Raw genomic sequence first — 17,944 nt, forward strand, 5'->3', positions numbered from 1 at the left:
CCGCCGGCATACCCCACAGTCCGGCAACCCGTCGGCACCCTCGACCCGGTTCACGACGGGCGCCTGGCATTCACGCGCCTCACGCTGAGGCACGCTACTACACAATGGCATTGCGGCCCTACACCTCAGACCGCACAAACGGGCGGCGCCCCGCACCAGTCTGGTGCGGGGCGCCGCGTCAGATCATCAGACGGTCTCGGGCACCGGCGTCAGGTCGACCAGCTCGGTGGGGACCTCGACGACGATCGCCTCAGGGTTCAGGTCCACGGTCACAGCGGCCGCCAGCGCCTTGGCCCTACGCAGGTTGGTGCTCAGCTTGCGGGCCGCGCCCGTGAGGTGCGCGATGCGCTGCTCGTAGGCGCCGATGCCTCCCTCGGCGCCGGCGAGCAGGCGCGCGAGGTCCTCCACCTCCATCGCGCCGAGTTCCTGCAAGATTTCGCCGGCCTTGGCCAGCTGGTCGATCTTGCCGACCACCTTCTTGCGTTCGGTGCGGATCTTCTCCTGCTCCTCCTCGGAGTGAGCCGACTCGTCCAGCTCGAAGAAGGACTCCTGCATCTCGACCTCCCTGCAGGCTTTCGCGTACGCCTCAGCGTCGCTGGCGCTGGAGAAGTCGCCGCGGGCGAACTTCTTCAGGAACACGCGCTGCTGGTCCGGCGAGAGCCGGTGCACGTACCAGGCCGCGTTGACACCCAGCTGCCCCTTGGCGACCAGCTCCTGCAGCTCAGGCACCAAGCCGAGCAGGTCGATCCGCCACCCGACGTACGGGGCGCTCTTGCCGTAGAGCTCCGCGATGTCGACGACCTCCCAGCCCTTCTCCTTGAGGCGGGCGTAGGCCTTGGCTTCCTCCATGTGGTTCATGTCGACGCGGTTCACGTTCTCGGCGACCTGCGCGACGAATGCGGCGTCCGCGTCCAGGTCCCACACCATCGCGTGCAGTTCAGCGAGTGTCGGCGCCAAGTCCTCGGCCGGGATCTTGGTCAGGCGCGTGATGTCCTCGTCGGGCATCTGGGAGGCACGCCACCGGCGCTCACCGACGACGACCATGTAATGGCCGGACCGGTCCGTCTTGCGCACCGCGATGGGCTGGAGCTGGCCGTTCTTCCGCATCGACACGGCCAGTTCGGCCAGCTTCAGCTCGTCGAACTCCTCGCGCGGCTGGTCCGGGTCCCGCTCGATGCGGGCGACCGGGATGGTGCGCAGGACCGGCTTCTTGACTGCCATTTCTCGTTCCTCCACGTGAGCTGTACGGAGCATTTCGTACAACTTCATTCTATGAGAGAAACGATCTTGCGTCTATATTTTATATACAGTAGCGACGCATTTTAGCTGGCCAGAGCCGAGGCGATTGTGCCCACCGGACTTAGCACAGTGGACACTTGGTGTACGACAGCACCTACCGCCATCGCGGTGGGCGCCACCAGGCGGACAACTGGGCCCAGCCCGGCGCACAACACTTCCGCGACCTCCTTCAACTGCTCGTCACTCATCTCGACCTCATCCACTGATCCTGACTCCACCTCGGCGGCAATGCGGCGCGAGAGGTTGAGCACCTCGATTTCCCGATCCCGATCCCGTCCCACTACGGCAACTCCCGGCTGCTGCGCATTCCCCCGCGCGTGCGTGCTCGATGATCGTACAGAAGCATTGCGACCCCACACTCCCCATAGAGAGGGCCGCCCACACATCTTGACTGAATCCAGACTGCAAGATCGTCTAGCAAACCGGACGGGTACGGCAATCGGCCCAGTCGGTCACGATCCCGACACAAACAGACGGTTGCGCCGCCAGGGCCGAATCCGCTAACAGGTAGCGCCTTTCCGGGTACTTAGCGCTATTTCCACACGAATTCCAGCCGGTCCTTGTCCAGGCCGCTCGACCCGCGCACAGAGGCAGGTTTCACGATCACCTTGTCCAGGACCAGACCGATCAAATCACGACGGCGTTCCAGCGGGGCGTCGACCCACCACTCCGCGAGGCCGTCCGCCGTCGTCGCCGGCAACTCCTTGAGCCGCCTCTGCTGCTCCAGCTGTTCATTGAGCTGTTGGATCTCCGTATTCGCGCGGTTCTCGATGGCCTTGAGGGTGGCCATACTGATGCCGCGCGTCACGTACTCCTCGCGGGCCTCGCTCACGCGGCCCTTGATGGCCGTGATGGCCTCCTCCACGCTTTCCTTGCCGCCGGCAGCCACACCCACGGCCGTAGCCAGGCGTTCCCGGACCTTCGGCGAAGCGAGGCGTGCGAGCACCCGCGTGGTCACTTCCTCCTCCAGAGGGCCGGCCGCGATCCGCAGCCGCCCGCACCCGTAGCTCGGGCTGGCCTTGCGGCACACATATCCGCGGGTCCCCGCGGAACTGGGCTGGGTGTAGAGGGTCTTCCCACAAAGGTGCGTTCCATCGCCGTCCGAATCAGGCAGCTCGCGCCCACACGCAAGTTTGCCGCCGGACAGCAGATACTTCGGATCCTTCGAGCTGGGCCCCTGCTTACGGCTTGGATCGTCCAGCAGAGCGACCAGTGCCTCGTGATCGGCGATGTCGAGGATCGGCTTCCACGGAGCCGGCACCACCTCTCCGCGTTGGATCTTTCGTCCGGCCAGCCGCGGGTTCACCATGATCCGCTTCATCGAATTCTGGGTCCATTGATTGCCGGCCGAGGTCAGCACGCCTCGGTCGCGTAGGTCGGCCACGCAGGACCGCATGCTCTCCTTCTCCTGAAGCAGGCGGCGCGCGAGTTCACGAATAATCGCCGCCTCCTCGTCAACGATCTCGTCTTCTTTGTCATATCCGTAAGGACGCACCCTTGTTCTCCACGTTCAACTGTTCCGACTCCCATGCACATGCACGTGCACCCGACCCCAACAGGCGCGAGCTATACGGTAACAGTCCTCTACTGTTTCCCTCTACATACAGCGACGTGTGCGCGACCGGCACAGTTGTGCCATCCCGCGATGTGGACCCCACAGCACAATGAGCACGTTCCCACAAGTGGAAAAGAACCTTCACAGACCAGATCGCCGCGCCGCGGGGGTCTCGGCGAGCTCCCGAACGTGACGAAAACGCCATACCAGCAGGCAACGCGCACACGTTTGCCAGATGACAACCAAAGTCATGAATGCAAGCGAGGGCTCAAGGTGCCCCCCTTCGGCACCTTGAGCCCTCGTTCTGTGCGCGCTGCGGCGCACAGCGGCGGACCGGCCAGTGAGCGTCCCCCGACAGCCACCGGACCATGTCCTGCACAGGACACCGATCGTGCCCTGTGCGGTCTCATTGAAGCATTGCGACCCCCTATGCCGCCAGCGGGTGCTGCGGCATTGCTAAATTCGCAGCCCGTGACTGGCGGTTACGACACGCCCGATAGGACACGTCCTCGAACTGTTGTACGAACTTCGCTTAGCCGGTCTCGCCCCCATCGCTCGCCCCGCTCGCATTGGGCCCCCAGTTCAGCCCCGGTAAGAGGGTGTCCGGCCGCGTCCGCTGCAAGGGCTATGCGATAGGCGCGCTCGAAGCGACGGCGCGTCTCATCGGGAAATCGGTCTAGTCCAGCCGCAAGGGCGTCCGGCAGCGGGGCATCCGACTTCCACGGCAACGGCAACGGCAACGGCACCGGGTCCGGCATCGCCGGCAACGGCACCGGGTCGGCATCCGCCGGCACTGCCGCTGCCGCTTCCGGCAACGGCACCGGCCCGGCATCCCCCGGCACTGCCGCTGCCGCTTCCCGCGCCGGGTCAACCGCCGCCTCCGGCGGCAACGGCACTGGATCCGGCTGTGGCATTGCCGAGACAGCGAGCGGCATCGGCATCGGCGCTGGCCGTGCCGCCTCCTCGGCAGCCATTGCCGCACGCCGTTCGTACGCCAAGGCCATCAAGCTCACCGACGCCACGAGGATGAGCCCGTCCGCGGACAGCGGCAGCGTGCTCGCCGTCAGCCAGTCCTCCCCCGCCTGGAGCGCCAGGCCGCGCATGTGGCGGTAGCTTGCCGTTGCGGCAACACCGGCAACGATGGCGGTGCCCAGGTAGCGGGCCCAGGCGAGCACCCAGAACCGCGGCCGCGGCGTGTGAGCCAGGACCTCGACGACCAGCAGCAGCGCCACCGGCGCCCACCCGGCGATCGTTCTGCCGGCCACCGTGGGGGTGGCGTGTGCGACGTTTGCCGCCAGCGAGGCGGCAATGCCGATCACCATCGCCGTCCAGGCAACGACCCAGGACAGAGTGGTCGGGCGCTGTGGCGTTTCCGGCAACGATGTCTTCTCCACGTGAACGTTCACCATTGCCTACTTCGTTGCCGCAGCCGCGGCCGCGTTGGTCGGTTCTGGCCCATGGGCCGGTTCGGGTCCGGCCGAGCCGACCAGGGCTGGACGCACCGGCCGGTTGCCGGCCGATGCGATGTCGAACAGAGTTTTCACCTGGTTTCCTCTCGTACTGTCATGGAACAGCGGCCCACCGGCTGGCCCGGTGGGCCGCTGGAACGCAACTGCGTAGTCCGCTGAGCTGGTCACCCGCCTTCAGACCGCGCCACTTCCGGGGAAGCGTCGGGCCTCCAGCTCTGCCGCTTCGGCATCGAGCCAGCGCGTTTGCCGTTGGCGCCGCGGGGACCTCACCGGCCGCGCCGTACCCGGCTCCTTCACCGGCCGCGCGAGTCGGCCGTCCGGCGAGGTGCGCTCCGCGCTGCATGAGCCGCACCGGATCGTCAGCCACACCAGCCCGCGGCCCCGGTCGACCGAGCCCCACAGCGCACCAGCGCAGGCGCATGTGCCGACCGGTCGGCCGTCACGTACCGCCGCGGTGAACAGCGCGATGTCCAGACGCCCGTCATGCATCAGGTCCTGGTCCACGAGCATCAGCCGCTCCCCCGGACGGGGCGCGGGGCCGGGCACACGCCGGCCCCGCGCCGTCCATCAGTGCTCAGCCGCCGGCAACGCCAGCAGGTCCGGCAGGGTAAGGACGCCTTCGCGGTATGCCGCTGCCACCCGATCGCGGCCTGCCGTCTTGAACGTCAGCGTCGTTCCGCCCGGCCCAGGCGGAGTCACCGTCACGAACTCCAGGACCACCCCGGTCCGCGGATCGGCCGCCTTGCCGTCGACGACCTCGAGACGGCCCAGCAGTGCCTTCCGGAACGCCGGGCGCACCGACTCCACGGTCTCGACCTCCGTCGGATACTCCCGTTTGCAGTACGCGAGCAGCTGCCGCTCGTCGACGTCGACCTTCTGCTTGCTCTGCGACTGGGTGAGCTGCGCAATCGTGTCGCCGGTCGGCAGCTTCAGCTCAACGGTGGCCACACCCAGCGAGCCGTTCAGGTCGGCCAGCTCACCGTCCGCCTCGGCTCGCGCCTCTTCGTAGGCGCCCTTCACCAGCTCGGCGAGCACCTTGAGCACCGCCGCGCGCACGCCGGCCTGCTGCACGTTGCTCATGCAGCACCAGCCTGCACGCGGGCCTCGTCTGCGCTGGAGCTGTCGAGCGGCACCGTCTCCAGAGAACGCGCCGCTGCGATCTCGGCGCCACGCGCATTGAACGCCGAGCGCATCCTCTGCGTTTTGCCGAGCCGTTGTGCCCGCTGCCAGAGAATCGCGAGGTCCTCCCGCGACGACGCCGCAGCCAGAGCCTTGTCCCAGTCGACTTCCCTTGGCGGCTCGCCGTTCTCCAGCCAGTCCGTGATCTCGCCGGCCAGTTCGTACCCCGGCTTGTGGAACACCCGGTCGGCGAGCCCGTCACACCGTGACTTCGTGACCCGCAAGTAGTGCTCCATGTCGATGTCGCCGACCAGGTCGAATTCAAACTCAAGGCCGTCGCGTTGGTCGGGCTGCATCCCGAGCTTGGCCACCTTCGATCGCCCGTCGCTGCCTTCCACCAGCTCGTATCGCTGCTTGGAGCGCATGCACACCACGACATGGCCAGGGAACGCCATCAAGGCCTCGATGTAAGCCCGTTCGACCGGACGGGCATCCCTCCAGCCATCCATCGAGCGACCGCCGTGCAGGCGCGCGAACTGGTCGACGAGCTCCAACATGCCGCCCGGCCCGAACCAGTAGTGCGAGAGGCTGTCCACCATCAGCGCCGGGAACCCGCCGTCGGCGGCCTCGTCGATGAATTCGACCAGCTGCCGAGGGTCGTACTTCACCGGGGAGACCTTCGCGAATCCGTAGCCACCGGCCTCGTCGGGGGTCATTTCGCCGACGCCGGGCAAGCCGAGGTTGGCGGCGTACTTGTCCGCCGAGTCCCGCTCGGTGTCGATGAAGGCAATGCGCTGCATGCCGTCAGCGACGGTCACGGCGCCGGTGAGGGCGTACAGCAGCTTCAACCCGGTCAAGGTCTTGCCCGCACCGGACGGCCCGGCCAGGGCGATCCTGGCTTTCGCCTTGGTGCGGGTTGCTGGCATGAATCGTGTCTTCAACTTTCGTCCCTTTCCACGTGAACGATACGCATTGCTGGGCGGTCGCAGTTAGCGACTGAGACCGCACATGTCACGGGCAAAAGAAGACGCCCGTGCACTGCCCGCAGGCGAGGCACCCAACGGCGGCCGGAAGGCCACAATGGACACAGTGAACGGGTACCCATAGGTCGGTGCATCCCGTGTCGTCCTGGTGCCTCCAGTCGTCTCCAGCGGGCTTCAGGAGGCCGCCGCAGTTCTCGCACTGTGCGATCTCCGGTTGTGCTGCGGCAGTCATCCCGCTCCCCTCCTTTCCTGGTTCGGCACGGCCGCGAGGTGCCGGTCGTGCAGCGGGGCGCTTTTGGTGCAGCCGGGCCGCGCGCAGGTCCCGTTGGGCCCTTCGATGTACGGGTGACCGATCCGGCTGGAGCGGCCAACACCGTTTTCTTGTTCTCTGTATGGTCTGCGTCCGGTTGGCGGACCAACTCGGTCCGGGAGGCGGACCAGTTCTAGTTCGGCAGTCGGACCATCCCAGTCACTTTCTGGTCCGCGTCCCGGACCAGAAATCACGGCCCCTGCCCTAGCTGGTCCGCGCGTCGGACCAGCCGGCCGCTTCGAGTCGCGGCGCGCTGGTCCGGCTGCCGGACTAGCGGTGCCGTCCGCGATCATCCGCTCGAGCACATCGGGCGGCACCTGCATCTGGTAGACGGTGCGCGACTTCTTCCGGCGCGCATCGGTCACGGTGGGCCGCTTCCGCACGACCCACCGGTCCTCCAGCTTGTTCAGCCAGTCAGCGATCGTGGAGCGGGCCAGCCCGGTCGCCCCCTGGAGGGCGGTGAGGCTGGGGGTGTACCGCTCGGGGATCTTGGCGGTGTCGTGATCCGTCCAGGTGAGCAGGGTCAGCACCAACTGGCGGCCGGGTGGTTCGAGGCCACAGTCCTCTCGTTTGACGGCACGCTCGACTGTCCATCGGTCGACCATCCACGGCGACCTTCCTGTGTACCGCCGCAGGGCACCACACGCCGTGCTGGCGTACGATGGCCCGGCGACCCTGATTCCGATTGGGCGCGTCTCCACCGGCCCCGCCAGATGACCGCCTGGCGGGGCCGAGACGTATCTCGGCACCCTACACCCGAGATGAGGGGTCGCAATGGTTGTCTGTGACCGCATAGCTATGAGTCAGCCTCCACTGGGGCCTCGTCCGCGTCCTCGACTGCCGCGACCCCACTGCCGCCCTCGGCCTCGCCGGACGGCGCGTAGAGACCCCAGGGGTCCCAGACGATCGTCCGGCCGGTGTCCTCGGCGAATTGGTAGATCGTCGGGAGCCGCCAGGCCGGGTTGCCACTCAGCGGCGCATCCGCCTCCGGCAACACCCCGCGGTTCTTCCACTGGTAGGGCGTGTGTCCCGCCGCACCGAACATTCGGCCGATCTCCTTGAGACCGACGGTGGGCGACATCGTCAGCGGCTCGTCACCGATCAGCTGCTCCGCAACCTCGCGTGCCTTCGCCTTCAACTGCGCTCTCGTCACCTTCAACGTTCCAATCCCTTCCCCGCGGCACTGTCGAGAAACAATCTACAGTCAGCGCCGCAGGGAAGATCAGACCGCGGCTTCCGCCGCCAGCTCCGGCATCAGGTCCAACAGCCCGGACGCGTAGGCGATCAGATCGCCGCGAGCGTCCCGCAGATCCACGGCCCCCTCATGGTCGAGCCCCCGGGCCGGGCGGGGCGGCAGCTCATCGGCCAGCGGCGCCGTGAAGTCGCCGGCCAGCAGCTGGGCCCAGTGATCGCCACACGTCCGGGGCACAACCACGAATCCGACCTGCTCGATCCGCAACTGCTCCAGCATCAGGCGCGTCGCGGCCAGGTTCCGGGTCACGTCGGCCACGACGAGCACCACATCGCATCGCCGGGCGGCGGCCAGCCGCATGGGGTCCAGGTCCCGGCCGAAGTCGATGATCACGACGTCAGCCGCGACCTCGTCCATCGCGGTCGCCAGAGACGCCCCGCTGAACTCCAACTCGGCCCGGTCCAGGACCTTCAGGCGGTCCGGCCGCTGGCGGGTGTAGCCCTCCTTGATCCGCTTGGCGATCCCGGCACTGAGCCGGTCGCCGTCGAGCAGCAGGGTCGGCCGGCCGGACAACGCCGCAGCTCCGGCTAGCGACACTGCGAGCGTCGTGGTCCCGGCACCGCCGTGCCCGCCGACCACGCCGACCCGCAGCGCCGTACGGGGGCCAGCGTCGCGGGCCTGTTCCGCGAACTCCCTGAGCAGCTCCGCGTGGTGCGGGAGCTCCAGGACAGTGACGTGCTCATATCGCCACGCCAGCCGCTCGCGGGTCTTGATGGCGTTGAGCCCGAGCAGGCCGACCGTCACCAGGTACGTGTCCCGACGCGCCGGCATCCGCTTCATCAGCTCCTCGGCGCGCCCATCGACGACGACCATCGCGGCCTCTTCCCAGACTCGGGCGTCCGGGTAGTCAATCACCGTGATGTCGGCATCGCGAAGGTCCCCCAGAACCTCCATGACGTCCTCCACGAAGGTGGGCACATGCGGCACCACCAGAATCCTTCCCATGCATCCTCCCAGCTAGAGCGCACGTTGTGTGTACATTTATTCTACGGTTGATCCAACCAGAGTGTCAAAGTTTTATATACAGTCCTGCTGCTGTTGGCTGGCCATCACGCAGGCCGCTATCCTGGGGTCGTTCATTCCACGTGAACGCAGAACGGCCCCGGACTCCGGTCCGGGGCCGCGCTGTATCTACACGCCCGTCATGCCACAACCGCCAGCCACTGCACCGGCACCGCCGACCAAGCAGCACTCGCCGTGCCCGTCAGGTGCAGATTGAAGCCGGTCGCCGTCACCGCAACCGCCCGCGACGACCAGCCTGCTGCTGGCGTCGTCGACGCGATGTTCGTGAAGACCCGCGGAGCAGCGGCGAACGGCTTCGGGAAGTTCACGCCCAGCGTGAAGTTCGTCGCCGCGGCGAACGTCACCGTGGCTGTTCCGCTCATCCCGAACAGGGCCGCTGGCGCACCAGCTCCCGCAGTTCGGCCGCCTACCCACCCGACGATGTGGCTTCCCGACGGCGGTGTCGTCACGATCATCACCCGCTCACCGGCGGCGACCGGACCCACCATCGACACCACCCGAACCGCCGCGGTATCACCGTCGAGCCGAGCACGGATCGTCCCCGTTGGCTCGACCTGGGTGACCGTCGCCGGCCTGAGCCGCCATCGCAGGCCCAGCCGGTCCAGCTGGCCATACACAGCCAGAGCGAACGCTTTCACCTGCTCCAGATCGGGGCCGTCCATCACGACTCGCCCTCGGCGCCCGGGTAGGCCCGGCGCAGTGTGTGCCGCATCTCGCCGCCAGGCGTCAACGGCATCTCCCAGCCGATCTCCAGCCACAGCTGCCCGTTCCAGCGAATCACGTCGTAGCCGTCATGGCGGGGGTCCGGGACCGTGGACAGCTCGACCATCTCGTAGACAGCCGCCTGCAACCCGAATGTCCGCGCATACAACTGCGCCTGCCGTGCGGTCGGCACCTGCACCTCGATCACTTTCGGTAGCACGACCCCGCGACGGCTGATGCTGTGCGGCGCTGTCGCCGGCACATCCCACCGGCCAACCACCGCGGCGGTGCCGCCATCGCCGAGATCGTTGGAGATCACCACGAACCGATTCGGCGCGTTGAGAATCTCCGACGAGCGCGACAACGAGCTCCGCAGCACTCGACCGGTCACGTCGAGGTCGATCGTGGGCGCCCGGGCCGCCGGGTCGAACGCCTGCACCACCCGGAGCCGACCCCGGTGGTCGAACCACGGTTTCAGGTAGCCGCCCAGGGTCGCCAGGTCCGCGAGGGCGCTCCCGCGCGAGGTGCCGGCCGTCCAGGAGTTGCTGCTGACTTCCGTCGTCGCCTCGATCATGACGTCGCCGATCGGTAGCCCTTCGAGAAGGCTGCCGATCGCCAGGTCGACGGGCCGGCCGCCGGCGTCGATCCCGGTCTCCAGTTCCTGGTCGACCACGAACATCTCGTCGAACAGCGTGAGTGTGGTGGTGCCGCCGCTCGTCGTTTCCGCCACAGGGTCGTCGACGACGAGGTACCGGCCGAGCGGGTATGTCGTGTGCGTGCGGCCGCCGACGATCATCGCGATTTCGATCCGGTCGACGAGGGGATCAAGGTTCACCGCGTCGTCCGCGTCGATGACGAGGCCGTTCACTCGCCGCGAGATGATCGAGGTGGTGTCATGGGCCAGCGTCGGCGCCGACGAACGCAGCGGCGACAGCCGGCCCTTCCGCCGGCCGGTGAGCCCGTTCACGACCTCGAACGTGTACGTCAACGCCCGCTGGCCGAGCCAGCCCGGAAGGTCGAGCGGGTCAGCCGGCGCAGATGCCACGACCATCGACCTTCCACTCGTATCCCAGCGCATCGACGAACTGCGTCGTTCCGGGAGGCTGCGCTTCAAAGTCGGGGCTGATCAGCACCGGCCCGTCAACCCCGCCGAGCAACTCCGCCCGCATGAGGGTGACCGGCCCGGACAGCGTGATGCCGAACTCGCCCCAGTCAGATGCGGGCGGTTCCGCGTCGTCGGTCACTGTGCGCATCAGCTCCCAGGTGACCCCGTCGGTCGACCGGTACAGGTCGGCGCGGCTTTGCCCAGCGACATCGCTTTTGGTGCGGTGGACCCAGCGCAGCCATTGACGCTGGCCAGTGACGACTTTGAGGTCTGCCGTCGGTACCTCCCAGTAGAAGTAGTTGGTGTCGTAGACGTCTGCGCGGACCTGGTCGGAGCCGACGTTCAGCCACCAACCCGACGACGACATGTTCGTGCCGTAGGTTCCGTAGTGGCGGAACGAGAACCACCACGGGTCGTCACCGGTGGGTCTGAACTGCAACCGCAAGTCCAGTTCCGCCGGGCTCCTGAACACCTCGAAGGTGTCCACCTCGAAAGCGAGCGCGGAGTTCGTCGTATTGGCGTCTGGCGGGCCGGCGGCCACCCCAACGCGGCCAGCTGCCGGGAACGCCGTATCGATCACGGTGCCCAACGTCTGGTAGGGCCGGTGTCCGTCGAGCCACGCACCGACCTGCAGAACGTCACCGACGGCGCGGACCTGAAGCCAGTACCAGGTGCCTACGGTCCAGTTGACGGGTTCGTACCCGTTCGCTCCATACACCTTGACCGGGACTTCTGTGGTGCTCATCGTGACTGTCGCGTTGACGATCCGCTCCAGGTTCACCTTCAACATTCCGTCGGTCGCGAAGGTCAGGTTGCCGCGGTAGTAGTTGGATCCGTCGACGCGCCGGAAGAACAGGCCGACCTTCTGGTTCGTGCCGGCCGGCGCCGCGGTGATCCTGGCCTTCACACGAACCGCCACATCAGCGGAACCGACGGGATTCGCCGTCACCATCCGGATCTCGCCGGTCTGCGGGCTGATGTATGCCTCGTCGACGTAGAGCAGATGCGTCACGGGCGGCGTGCCCGTCATCGCCACGTTGACGGAGGCCCGGGCCGCGTTGGCGGGAGCTGCGGCGGCGGTGGAGAGCCGGGTCCAGGTGTTCGCAGCCAGCGTCACCGCCGAGGCCGTCGCCGTCGACAGGTACACATTCGCGGCGTCGAACCAGTTGATGCTGATCGTGACGGTGCGCGCGACAGGGCAGCGCACTCGGGCCGCGGCCCGCCACGAGTCGCCCGGCGACACACCCGTCGCGTAGTCGCTTTCCATCCGGGTGGTCGCGGTCACCCCGTCTGGGGTGAGCAGAGCGGCGCCGAAACCCTCGAACACCTGAGCCTGCTGCCAGCCGAGTGTGGCGCCGAAGGGCGTCCACGAGGCGGCATTCGCGTTGAACATCGGGTTGGCGTTCCGCCAGTCGGCGATCACCATGCGGCCCACGGATCCGGTCACGTTGGCCCGCTCGGCGCGGCCCGCCGTCCGCTGCCACGCCAACGCCGGCGACTCCATCGACCCCCACCCGTCGGCGACGACCCGCGTGAACGTGTCCTGGGCGATCACCGTCTGAAACGTTGACGGGCGGGCCGGCGCCACAGCTTCCACCTGGACAGCGCGTCCTTCCGGCCGAAGTCCTTCGCACGGCGGATCACCCCCGGCCACCGGGGCCGGCGTCCCGGTCGTCTCGACCACCGTCATCTGGGCCAGCTGCAACTGGCCGCCGGACGGTCTCCGCCGGACGGTGCCGGACGGCACCACGATCGCCGAAAGCCAACGGCTGGCCAGTTCGTCGCGCACACACACGTACGGCACCGTGTCCCAGGCAAGATCCCGCAGCGCACCGAACCCGCGGTCGAGCGCTTTCGGCGCGACGGCGACAGCGTTGACCAGGACAGTCCGGGTGAACTCAACACCGCCGCGCTCGAGTGGCCGGTGCGCAGTTCGGAAGTCTCGGCCAAACATGTCGCGCCATTCGACCTGGCTCGCTTCACCGAACGTGAATTCCTCGACCGGGTCGCCTCCCCACGACATGACGTAGGCGGCGTTCGCGTCCGGGTCGTGGTTGCTCGTCAGGATCAGTACGCCGGCGTCGCCCGACACTCCAGTGACGCCCGGGGCGGGGATCTCCACTGGGGCTGCCGTGGTCCATGGCCCGGCGAGACCCGCGCGGTGCACCGTCCGCACCCGGTAGCGGGTGGGCACTCCGACGCGGGCTTCGTAGTCGTCGATCGTGGTCACCTGTGGCCACCGGATCGCCGCGATCGTCTCCCACTCGTCGGAGGACATCGTGTCGTCCTGCCGCTGCACCTCGTAGTGGCCCCACCCGGAGACCATCTCGGAGTTGATCGGCTCCCACTCCAGCCGGTGGAAGAGGATGCCGGTCGGTACCGTCCCGGTCGGGCGCCCGCATGCCTCGTCCACCACCGCCAACTCTTGGACAGCGGGAGTCACGGTCAGGCCGGATACCAGGTCCATGTCCCGCAGCAGCATCACCGTCAGGTCGGAAGACAGGTCGATGACGTTCGGCTTCCCATATCCTGTTTCTCCCTGGTAGGTGGCCAGATTCGCGGCGGCCGTGGCCACCGAGAGCACGTTCTGGTCAGCGCCGAGGATGTGCCATGCGGCCTCCGCCCCGGCCATCGACTTGAATGCGATTTCGACCGGATTCCCGCTGCCCGTGAGCTGCACCGGAGCGTTGAGCCGGACCAGGACTTCCCGCCAGCCGTTGCCGAGGTCCGGTAGCTCATGGAACTCGTCGACGCTCACCTCGCCGAACTCCGCCCATAGGACGTCCGTAGCTCCGGTAGGGGTGATGCGGCCGACTCGCAGCGGATCCCGTGTCGTCTCCTGGCAGCGGGCGTAGAACTTCACCCAGGGGTAGGTGCCGGCGTCGGTGTCGATGATCCGCTGAAGGACCGCGGCCAGCCCCAACGAGCTGTGGGCGTTACCGACCGCCCTCGACCGGTAGACGTGCGAACCGGGGTCAACCTGGTTGCCCACACGCATCAAAGCGATCGGCGGCATCATCTCCGTGCGCTCCAGCGTCGGTGCCGCCCCGGGCCGGAGAGTCTTACGGACCACGACACCTTCGAGACCGCGGAACGGTTCGGTCGAGCCCAGCCGGTCGAGCGCAACCGGCACAGGGGACGCCACCGACAGGGAACCCGAATAGGCCTGCCCGATGGTGACCGCGTAGGGCGAGCCGGGTGTCAGCCCCGGCAGGTAACCGAGGTTGTACTCCACCTGAATGAGCGGGATGTCGAGATAGCTGGTGCCGTCTGGCAGGAGCCCGATGCCACCGGAGATGTCCAAGCCGCCAGCACCGACCCGGTTCTCCTGACCGTAGGTCACTTCCAAGGCCACGTAGTGGATCTGGAATACCGTCCCGGCAGGTACGGACGCCGACGTTCCGATCCGCACGTTGATGTTCGTGCCGCCGCTGGCCGACATGGAGTCCAGGCCGGCCATCGGGGTCGGTGACCACGTCCGGCTATCCGCGGACCACGGAAACCGCCATGCGGTCTGCGCTGGCGTCTGAGTCGGTGACCACCACGGGTTCAGCTCACCCAGCCGGGCCCGCCGGATGACGGTGCCCGCAGCTTGCGATGCCGGGCCGGTCACCGTGTCGTCCATGACCCAGTTCACGTTCGCGGATGGCCGTTCCAAGCCGATCGTGACGGCCCCGGGGTACTGGTCGAACGGCCCGGAGATCGCGTACACCACGGAAACGTCGAGGATCCGCTGGTAGTCGAGCTTCGTCTGAACTTCTGCCGCGGCCGTCCCGAACCAGAACCGAATGGCAGCGTTCGGGCCGGTGATGATGACGTGGCCGGCGTCGGACGGGTTCACGACCGCGTCTTTGAAGGTGGCCGCGCCGCCGCCGGCCGTCGCGCCAGCAACTGCCGTGCTGGTTGTGCACGGGATCAGCAGAGTCCGGGCCGGGCCGATCAACGCCGGTTCGCCGTCCGAATACACCTGCGCGGTCAGCTGCTTACGGGTCGGCTGACCTGGTGTTGCTTGAAGGAACAGCTGCACTGACCGCAGATCCAAGTCGTCCGGGTTGTGTCCGGAACGGAACCGGTAGCCGACCTCGATCGAAGGGTCCAGGAGCACCTGGTCGGCCAGCAGTGGAGGCCACTGCTGGCCGACAACGTACGGCCGGTCAGGGTTGTAGGTGTCCACTTAGATCGTCCTCACGGTTGTTGCGACACTGCGGCGTGCCAGCGCCCGCTGCACGCCCTCACCGACCGAGCGGCCCGTCTGCACAGCTTCGGCGCGGGTCGGCACGACTCCTTGGAACACGACCTGGATCGAGCCGGGCCCGAAGACAACGGACCCGCCGCCGTCGCCGAGCAACCGGCTCAGGCCGGACTGCTCAGCCAACTGCCGGGCTCGCCGGGGTCGGGTCAACGGGATCACCACCTCGTCGCCTGCCTCACCACCGACCATCAGCGTCGGGCGGCGCAGGATCGCGCCGTTGGCGAGCATCGGGATCCGCGGAAGGCTGCCCGGCAGCACGTTGTCGATGTTCGCGATTCCGGAGTTGATTGCCCCGATGATCCTGTTCAGCTGCGACTTGATGGTGCTGGCGATCGCCGTCGCGATCTTGCCGAGCGACGGCACCTTGCCGAGGCCGTCGACCAGCTTCTTGATCAGCGCCTTGCCGGCGTCGAGGAACCTGCCCGCGTAGCCGGTGATCTTTCTCGGAATGCCACCGATGTGCGACAGGATCGAGTTGAACCCGGACACGGCCGCATTCCTGCCGGCCGTCACCGCGTTCCGGAAGGTCGTCGATAGGCGGCTGCCCAAGCTGGACAGCGCGGCCACGGTCCGACCCGCTAGGCCTTGGGCGTACGAGACCACTGCCGTCACGCCGCTGCTGAAGACTTGCTTCGCCCCGGTGATGGCACGCGACACCAGATCACGCAGCATCCCCGGCAGGTTCTGCGCTGCGGTGACGACCTGGCCGGGCAGCTGGGTCACGGCGTAGATGATCAAGCCGATCGCGACGCCGAGCGCCTGCAGCGCCAGCTTCCCGGCCGACGTGAACAGCTGCCACAGCTGCTGAGGCAGGCCGGCCAGGAATGAGCCGATCTTCCCGGGCAGCTCGGCGAACCAGCGGCCCAACGTCAAGAAGAAATTCGACACGGCGGTCCAAGCCGACGAGAACGCGCCGCCGATGGCAGAACCGACGCCGGCCCAGTTGATGCTGCTCAGCCAGCCTGCCACCTTGGCCAGCCAGCCGGCCGCCGACGCCAGCGGGGTCACCAGGAACGTGATGACGTTGGCGATGCCCCGAATCAGGGGGGCGACCGTCTTCGCGATGAGCAGGCCCGTCACCCCGGCCCCGAACCGGATCAGTGGTGCTGCGACACCGACCAGCGCGGTGGCGAGCTGCACGGCGATTTGGTTCAGCGGCGCCAATGCTGTCACCACCTCGAGGACGGGGCCGAGCAGTGAGATGAGCACCGGCACCAGCGGCATCACCGCCTCGACGAGCTTGGCGACCAGCGGCCCGGCAGCGGCCAGTGCGGGGGCGAGCGACGCGCCCAGGGCTGCGGCGATCTGCCCCAGCGGGGGGCCTAGCTGCGTGAACAGCTGGACGAGTAGCTGGGCGACCGGCGCGAGCACCGCGCTCAGGGTCTGCGCGATCTGGCTCAGGATGGGAGCCAGCGCGGACACCAGCGGGGCGAGCAGCGGGCCGAGGGCGGCGAGCACCTGGGTCAGCGGGCCGGCCAGCGCCGCGACCAGCTGGCCTACTACCGGGAGCAGGGGCGCCAGGGCGGACAGGATCGAGCTGATCACGCCGCCGAGGGGACCGAGAGCAGGGGCGATGGCCTGCACGCCCTGCGAGAGGCCCTGGACCACGGCGACTAGGCCGGGGCCGAGGGCGGCGATCGCCGGGCCGAGGTTTGACGCGACGGCCTGCAACGCGGGCACGACGGCCTGAGCGATAGGCATCAGCGCTGGGGCCAGCTGCCCCGCCGTGGTGAGCAGCGTCCCGAACACGCCGCCGACGCCGGATGCGACGGTGCCCAGCGCGGTGAACACGCTGGTCAGAGCCGCGCTGCCCTCGGCGGACTCGAAGAACGCGCGGAGCTGGTCCGTCACCCGGACCAGCCCACCGAGTAGGCCACCCCCGACGGACGTGGCCGCCGCCTGGAAGACGCTGGACAGGATGCCGCCGACGTTCTGCGCGATGTCGCCGAGCTGCCGCAGCACCGCGACGGCGTTGCTCAGCCACGCTGCGGCCTGCCCAGACTGGGCGACCTTGCTCAGCCACTCACCGAACTTCGTGGCCGCGTTCCCGGCGCCGACGCCGAGTTGCGTCATCAGCGGCAAGCCGATGCCGGTGATGTCGCGGAGCCCGGTAAGGACGGGCCCGGTCGCCGCAGCGAGGCCGGCCACACTGGTTCGAGTCGCCGCGAACACCTGGTTCAGGACGCCAACCGTCGCGGATTCGCGGGCGAACTCCAAGGCGCGGCGGGCAGCGTTTCCGTACTCGGTGGCGATCCCGGCGAGGCCGACGCGCAGCGGGCCGGCGAGTACGGTCGCCGTCGACTGAATCTGGCCGACCAGCTGCCCGGTGAAGGCGTCCTGCGCCGCCGTCTTGATGCTTTGCAGCGCGGGCGCGACCTTCTGCACCTCGCGGGCGAGGCTCTGGGCCTTCGGGGACAGGCCCTCCATCGCCTTCTCCAAGGCCTTCGCGTCCCCGCTGGCCGCGGCGGTCATGGCCTCGCCCAGCCCGGCGGTGGCCAGCCGGGCTGCGCCGGTCGCGGCCGCGTAGACGCCGATCGCGGCGGGAAGGGCTACTGCAGCGCCGCCGACTTGAGCCAGGGAGCCGGCCAAGCCGATCAGCTGGGTGGAGGCGCCTGCGGCGATCGCGCCGACGCCGGAGATCTTGAAAGCGCTGGTCAGGCCACGGGCGAGGTCCGGTGCAAACTTCCGGACATCACCGACGATTTCGATGTACGCGCGTCCCAGTGCCACATGATCAGCGTAGGCCAAGATGCGGGGTAACTATATTTCACAGTAACCCTACATTTCATGGGCCGGGAGCTGCGCGAATGCAACGGGGAACCTCGGTGACGCCCCGAGGTCCCCCGTCATCCCTTTTCAGCCCGACCCGTCCCGC

13 protein-coding genes are annotated in these 17,944 nt (G+C 67.9%); all 13 read right to left on the bottom strand.

The window, feature by feature from the left end; translation table 11 throughout:
* Positions 1-186 precede the first annotated feature (186 nt).
* Positions 187-1,221 (bottom strand): ParB/RepB/Spo0J family partition protein, encoded by a 1,035-nt coding sequence (locus CLV67_RS01340; protein ID WP_170153717.1) that lies wholly within the window; start codon positions 1,219-1,221, stop codon positions 187-189.
* Positions 1,222-1,831: 610 nt separating this feature from the next.
* Positions 1,832-2,794, bottom strand: coding sequence for a recombinase family protein (locus CLV67_RS01350; RefSeq protein ID WP_106315277.1), 963 nt, complete (start codon positions 2,792-2,794; stop codon positions 1,832-1,834).
* A gap of 542 nt (positions 2,795-3,336) precedes the next feature.
* Positions 3,337-4,263, bottom strand: a complete 927-nt coding sequence (locus CLV67_RS01355; RefSeq protein WP_106315278.1) for a DUF2637 domain-containing protein — start codon at positions 4,261-4,263, stop codon at positions 3,337-3,339.
* A 234-nt stretch (positions 4,264-4,497) separates the two neighbouring features.
* Positions 4,498-4,833: a hypothetical protein gene (locus CLV67_RS01360; RefSeq protein ID WP_146168949.1), complete on the bottom strand. Its 336-nt coding sequence runs from the start codon at positions 4,831-4,833 to the stop codon at positions 4,498-4,500.
* 57 nt (positions 4,834-4,890) lie between these two features.
* Positions 4,891-5,403, bottom strand: a complete 513-nt coding sequence (locus CLV67_RS01365) for a hypothetical protein (protein WP_106315280.1) — start codon at positions 5,401-5,403, stop codon at positions 4,891-4,893.
* Positions 5,400-6,383: an AAA family ATPase gene (locus CLV67_RS01370; protein WP_146168950.1), complete on the bottom strand. Its 984-nt coding sequence runs from the start codon at positions 6,381-6,383 to the stop codon at positions 5,400-5,402. The genes CLV67_RS01365 and CLV67_RS01370 overlap by 4 nt, the downstream gene beginning before the upstream one ends.
* A gap of 270 nt (positions 6,384-6,653) precedes the next feature.
* Positions 6,654-7,340, bottom strand: a complete 687-nt coding sequence (locus CLV67_RS50875; protein WP_146168951.1) for a hypothetical protein — start codon at positions 7,338-7,340, stop codon at positions 6,654-6,656.
* A 191-nt stretch (positions 7,341-7,531) separates the two neighbouring features.
* The gene (locus tag CLV67_RS01375; protein WP_146168952.1) at positions 7,532-7,894 is read right to left on the bottom strand and encodes a hypothetical protein; all 363 of its coding nucleotides are present in this window, start codon (positions 7,892-7,894) and stop codon (positions 7,532-7,534) included.
* Between the two features lie 63 nt (positions 7,895-7,957).
* On the bottom strand, positions 7,958-8,932 hold the full coding sequence (locus CLV67_RS01380) for a CpaE-like family protein (protein ID WP_146168953.1): 975 nt from the start codon (positions 8,930-8,932) through the stop codon (positions 7,958-7,960).
* A gap of 197 nt (positions 8,933-9,129) precedes the next feature.
* A complete protein-coding gene (locus CLV67_RS01385; RefSeq protein ID WP_106315284.1) occupies positions 9,130-9,672 on the bottom strand; it encodes an H-type lectin domain-containing protein in 543 nt (180 codons plus the stop codon).
* The gene (locus CLV67_RS01390; protein ID WP_239166149.1) at positions 9,672-10,757 is read right to left on the bottom strand and encodes a hypothetical protein; all 1,086 of its coding nucleotides are present in this window, start codon (positions 10,755-10,757) and stop codon (positions 9,672-9,674) included. Before CLV67_RS01390 ends, CLV67_RS01385 begins: the two co-directional genes overlap by 1 nt.
* On the bottom strand, positions 10,738-14,991 hold the full coding sequence (locus CLV67_RS01395; RefSeq protein WP_106315286.1) for a hypothetical protein: 4,254 nt from the start codon (positions 14,989-14,991) through the stop codon (positions 10,738-10,740). The genes CLV67_RS01390 and CLV67_RS01395 overlap by 20 nt, the downstream gene beginning before the upstream one ends.
* The gene (locus CLV67_RS01400; protein ID WP_106315287.1) at positions 14,992-17,799 is read right to left on the bottom strand and encodes a phage tail protein; all 2,808 of its coding nucleotides are present in this window, start codon (positions 17,797-17,799) and stop codon (positions 14,992-14,994) included.
* Positions 17,800-17,944: the final 145 nt, after the last annotated feature.

The sequence above is a fragment of the Actinoplanes italicus genome, assembly GCF_003001815.1.
GTDB classification, from domain to species: domain Bacteria; phylum Actinomycetota; class Actinomycetes; order Mycobacteriales; family Micromonosporaceae; genus Actinoplanes; species Actinoplanes italicus.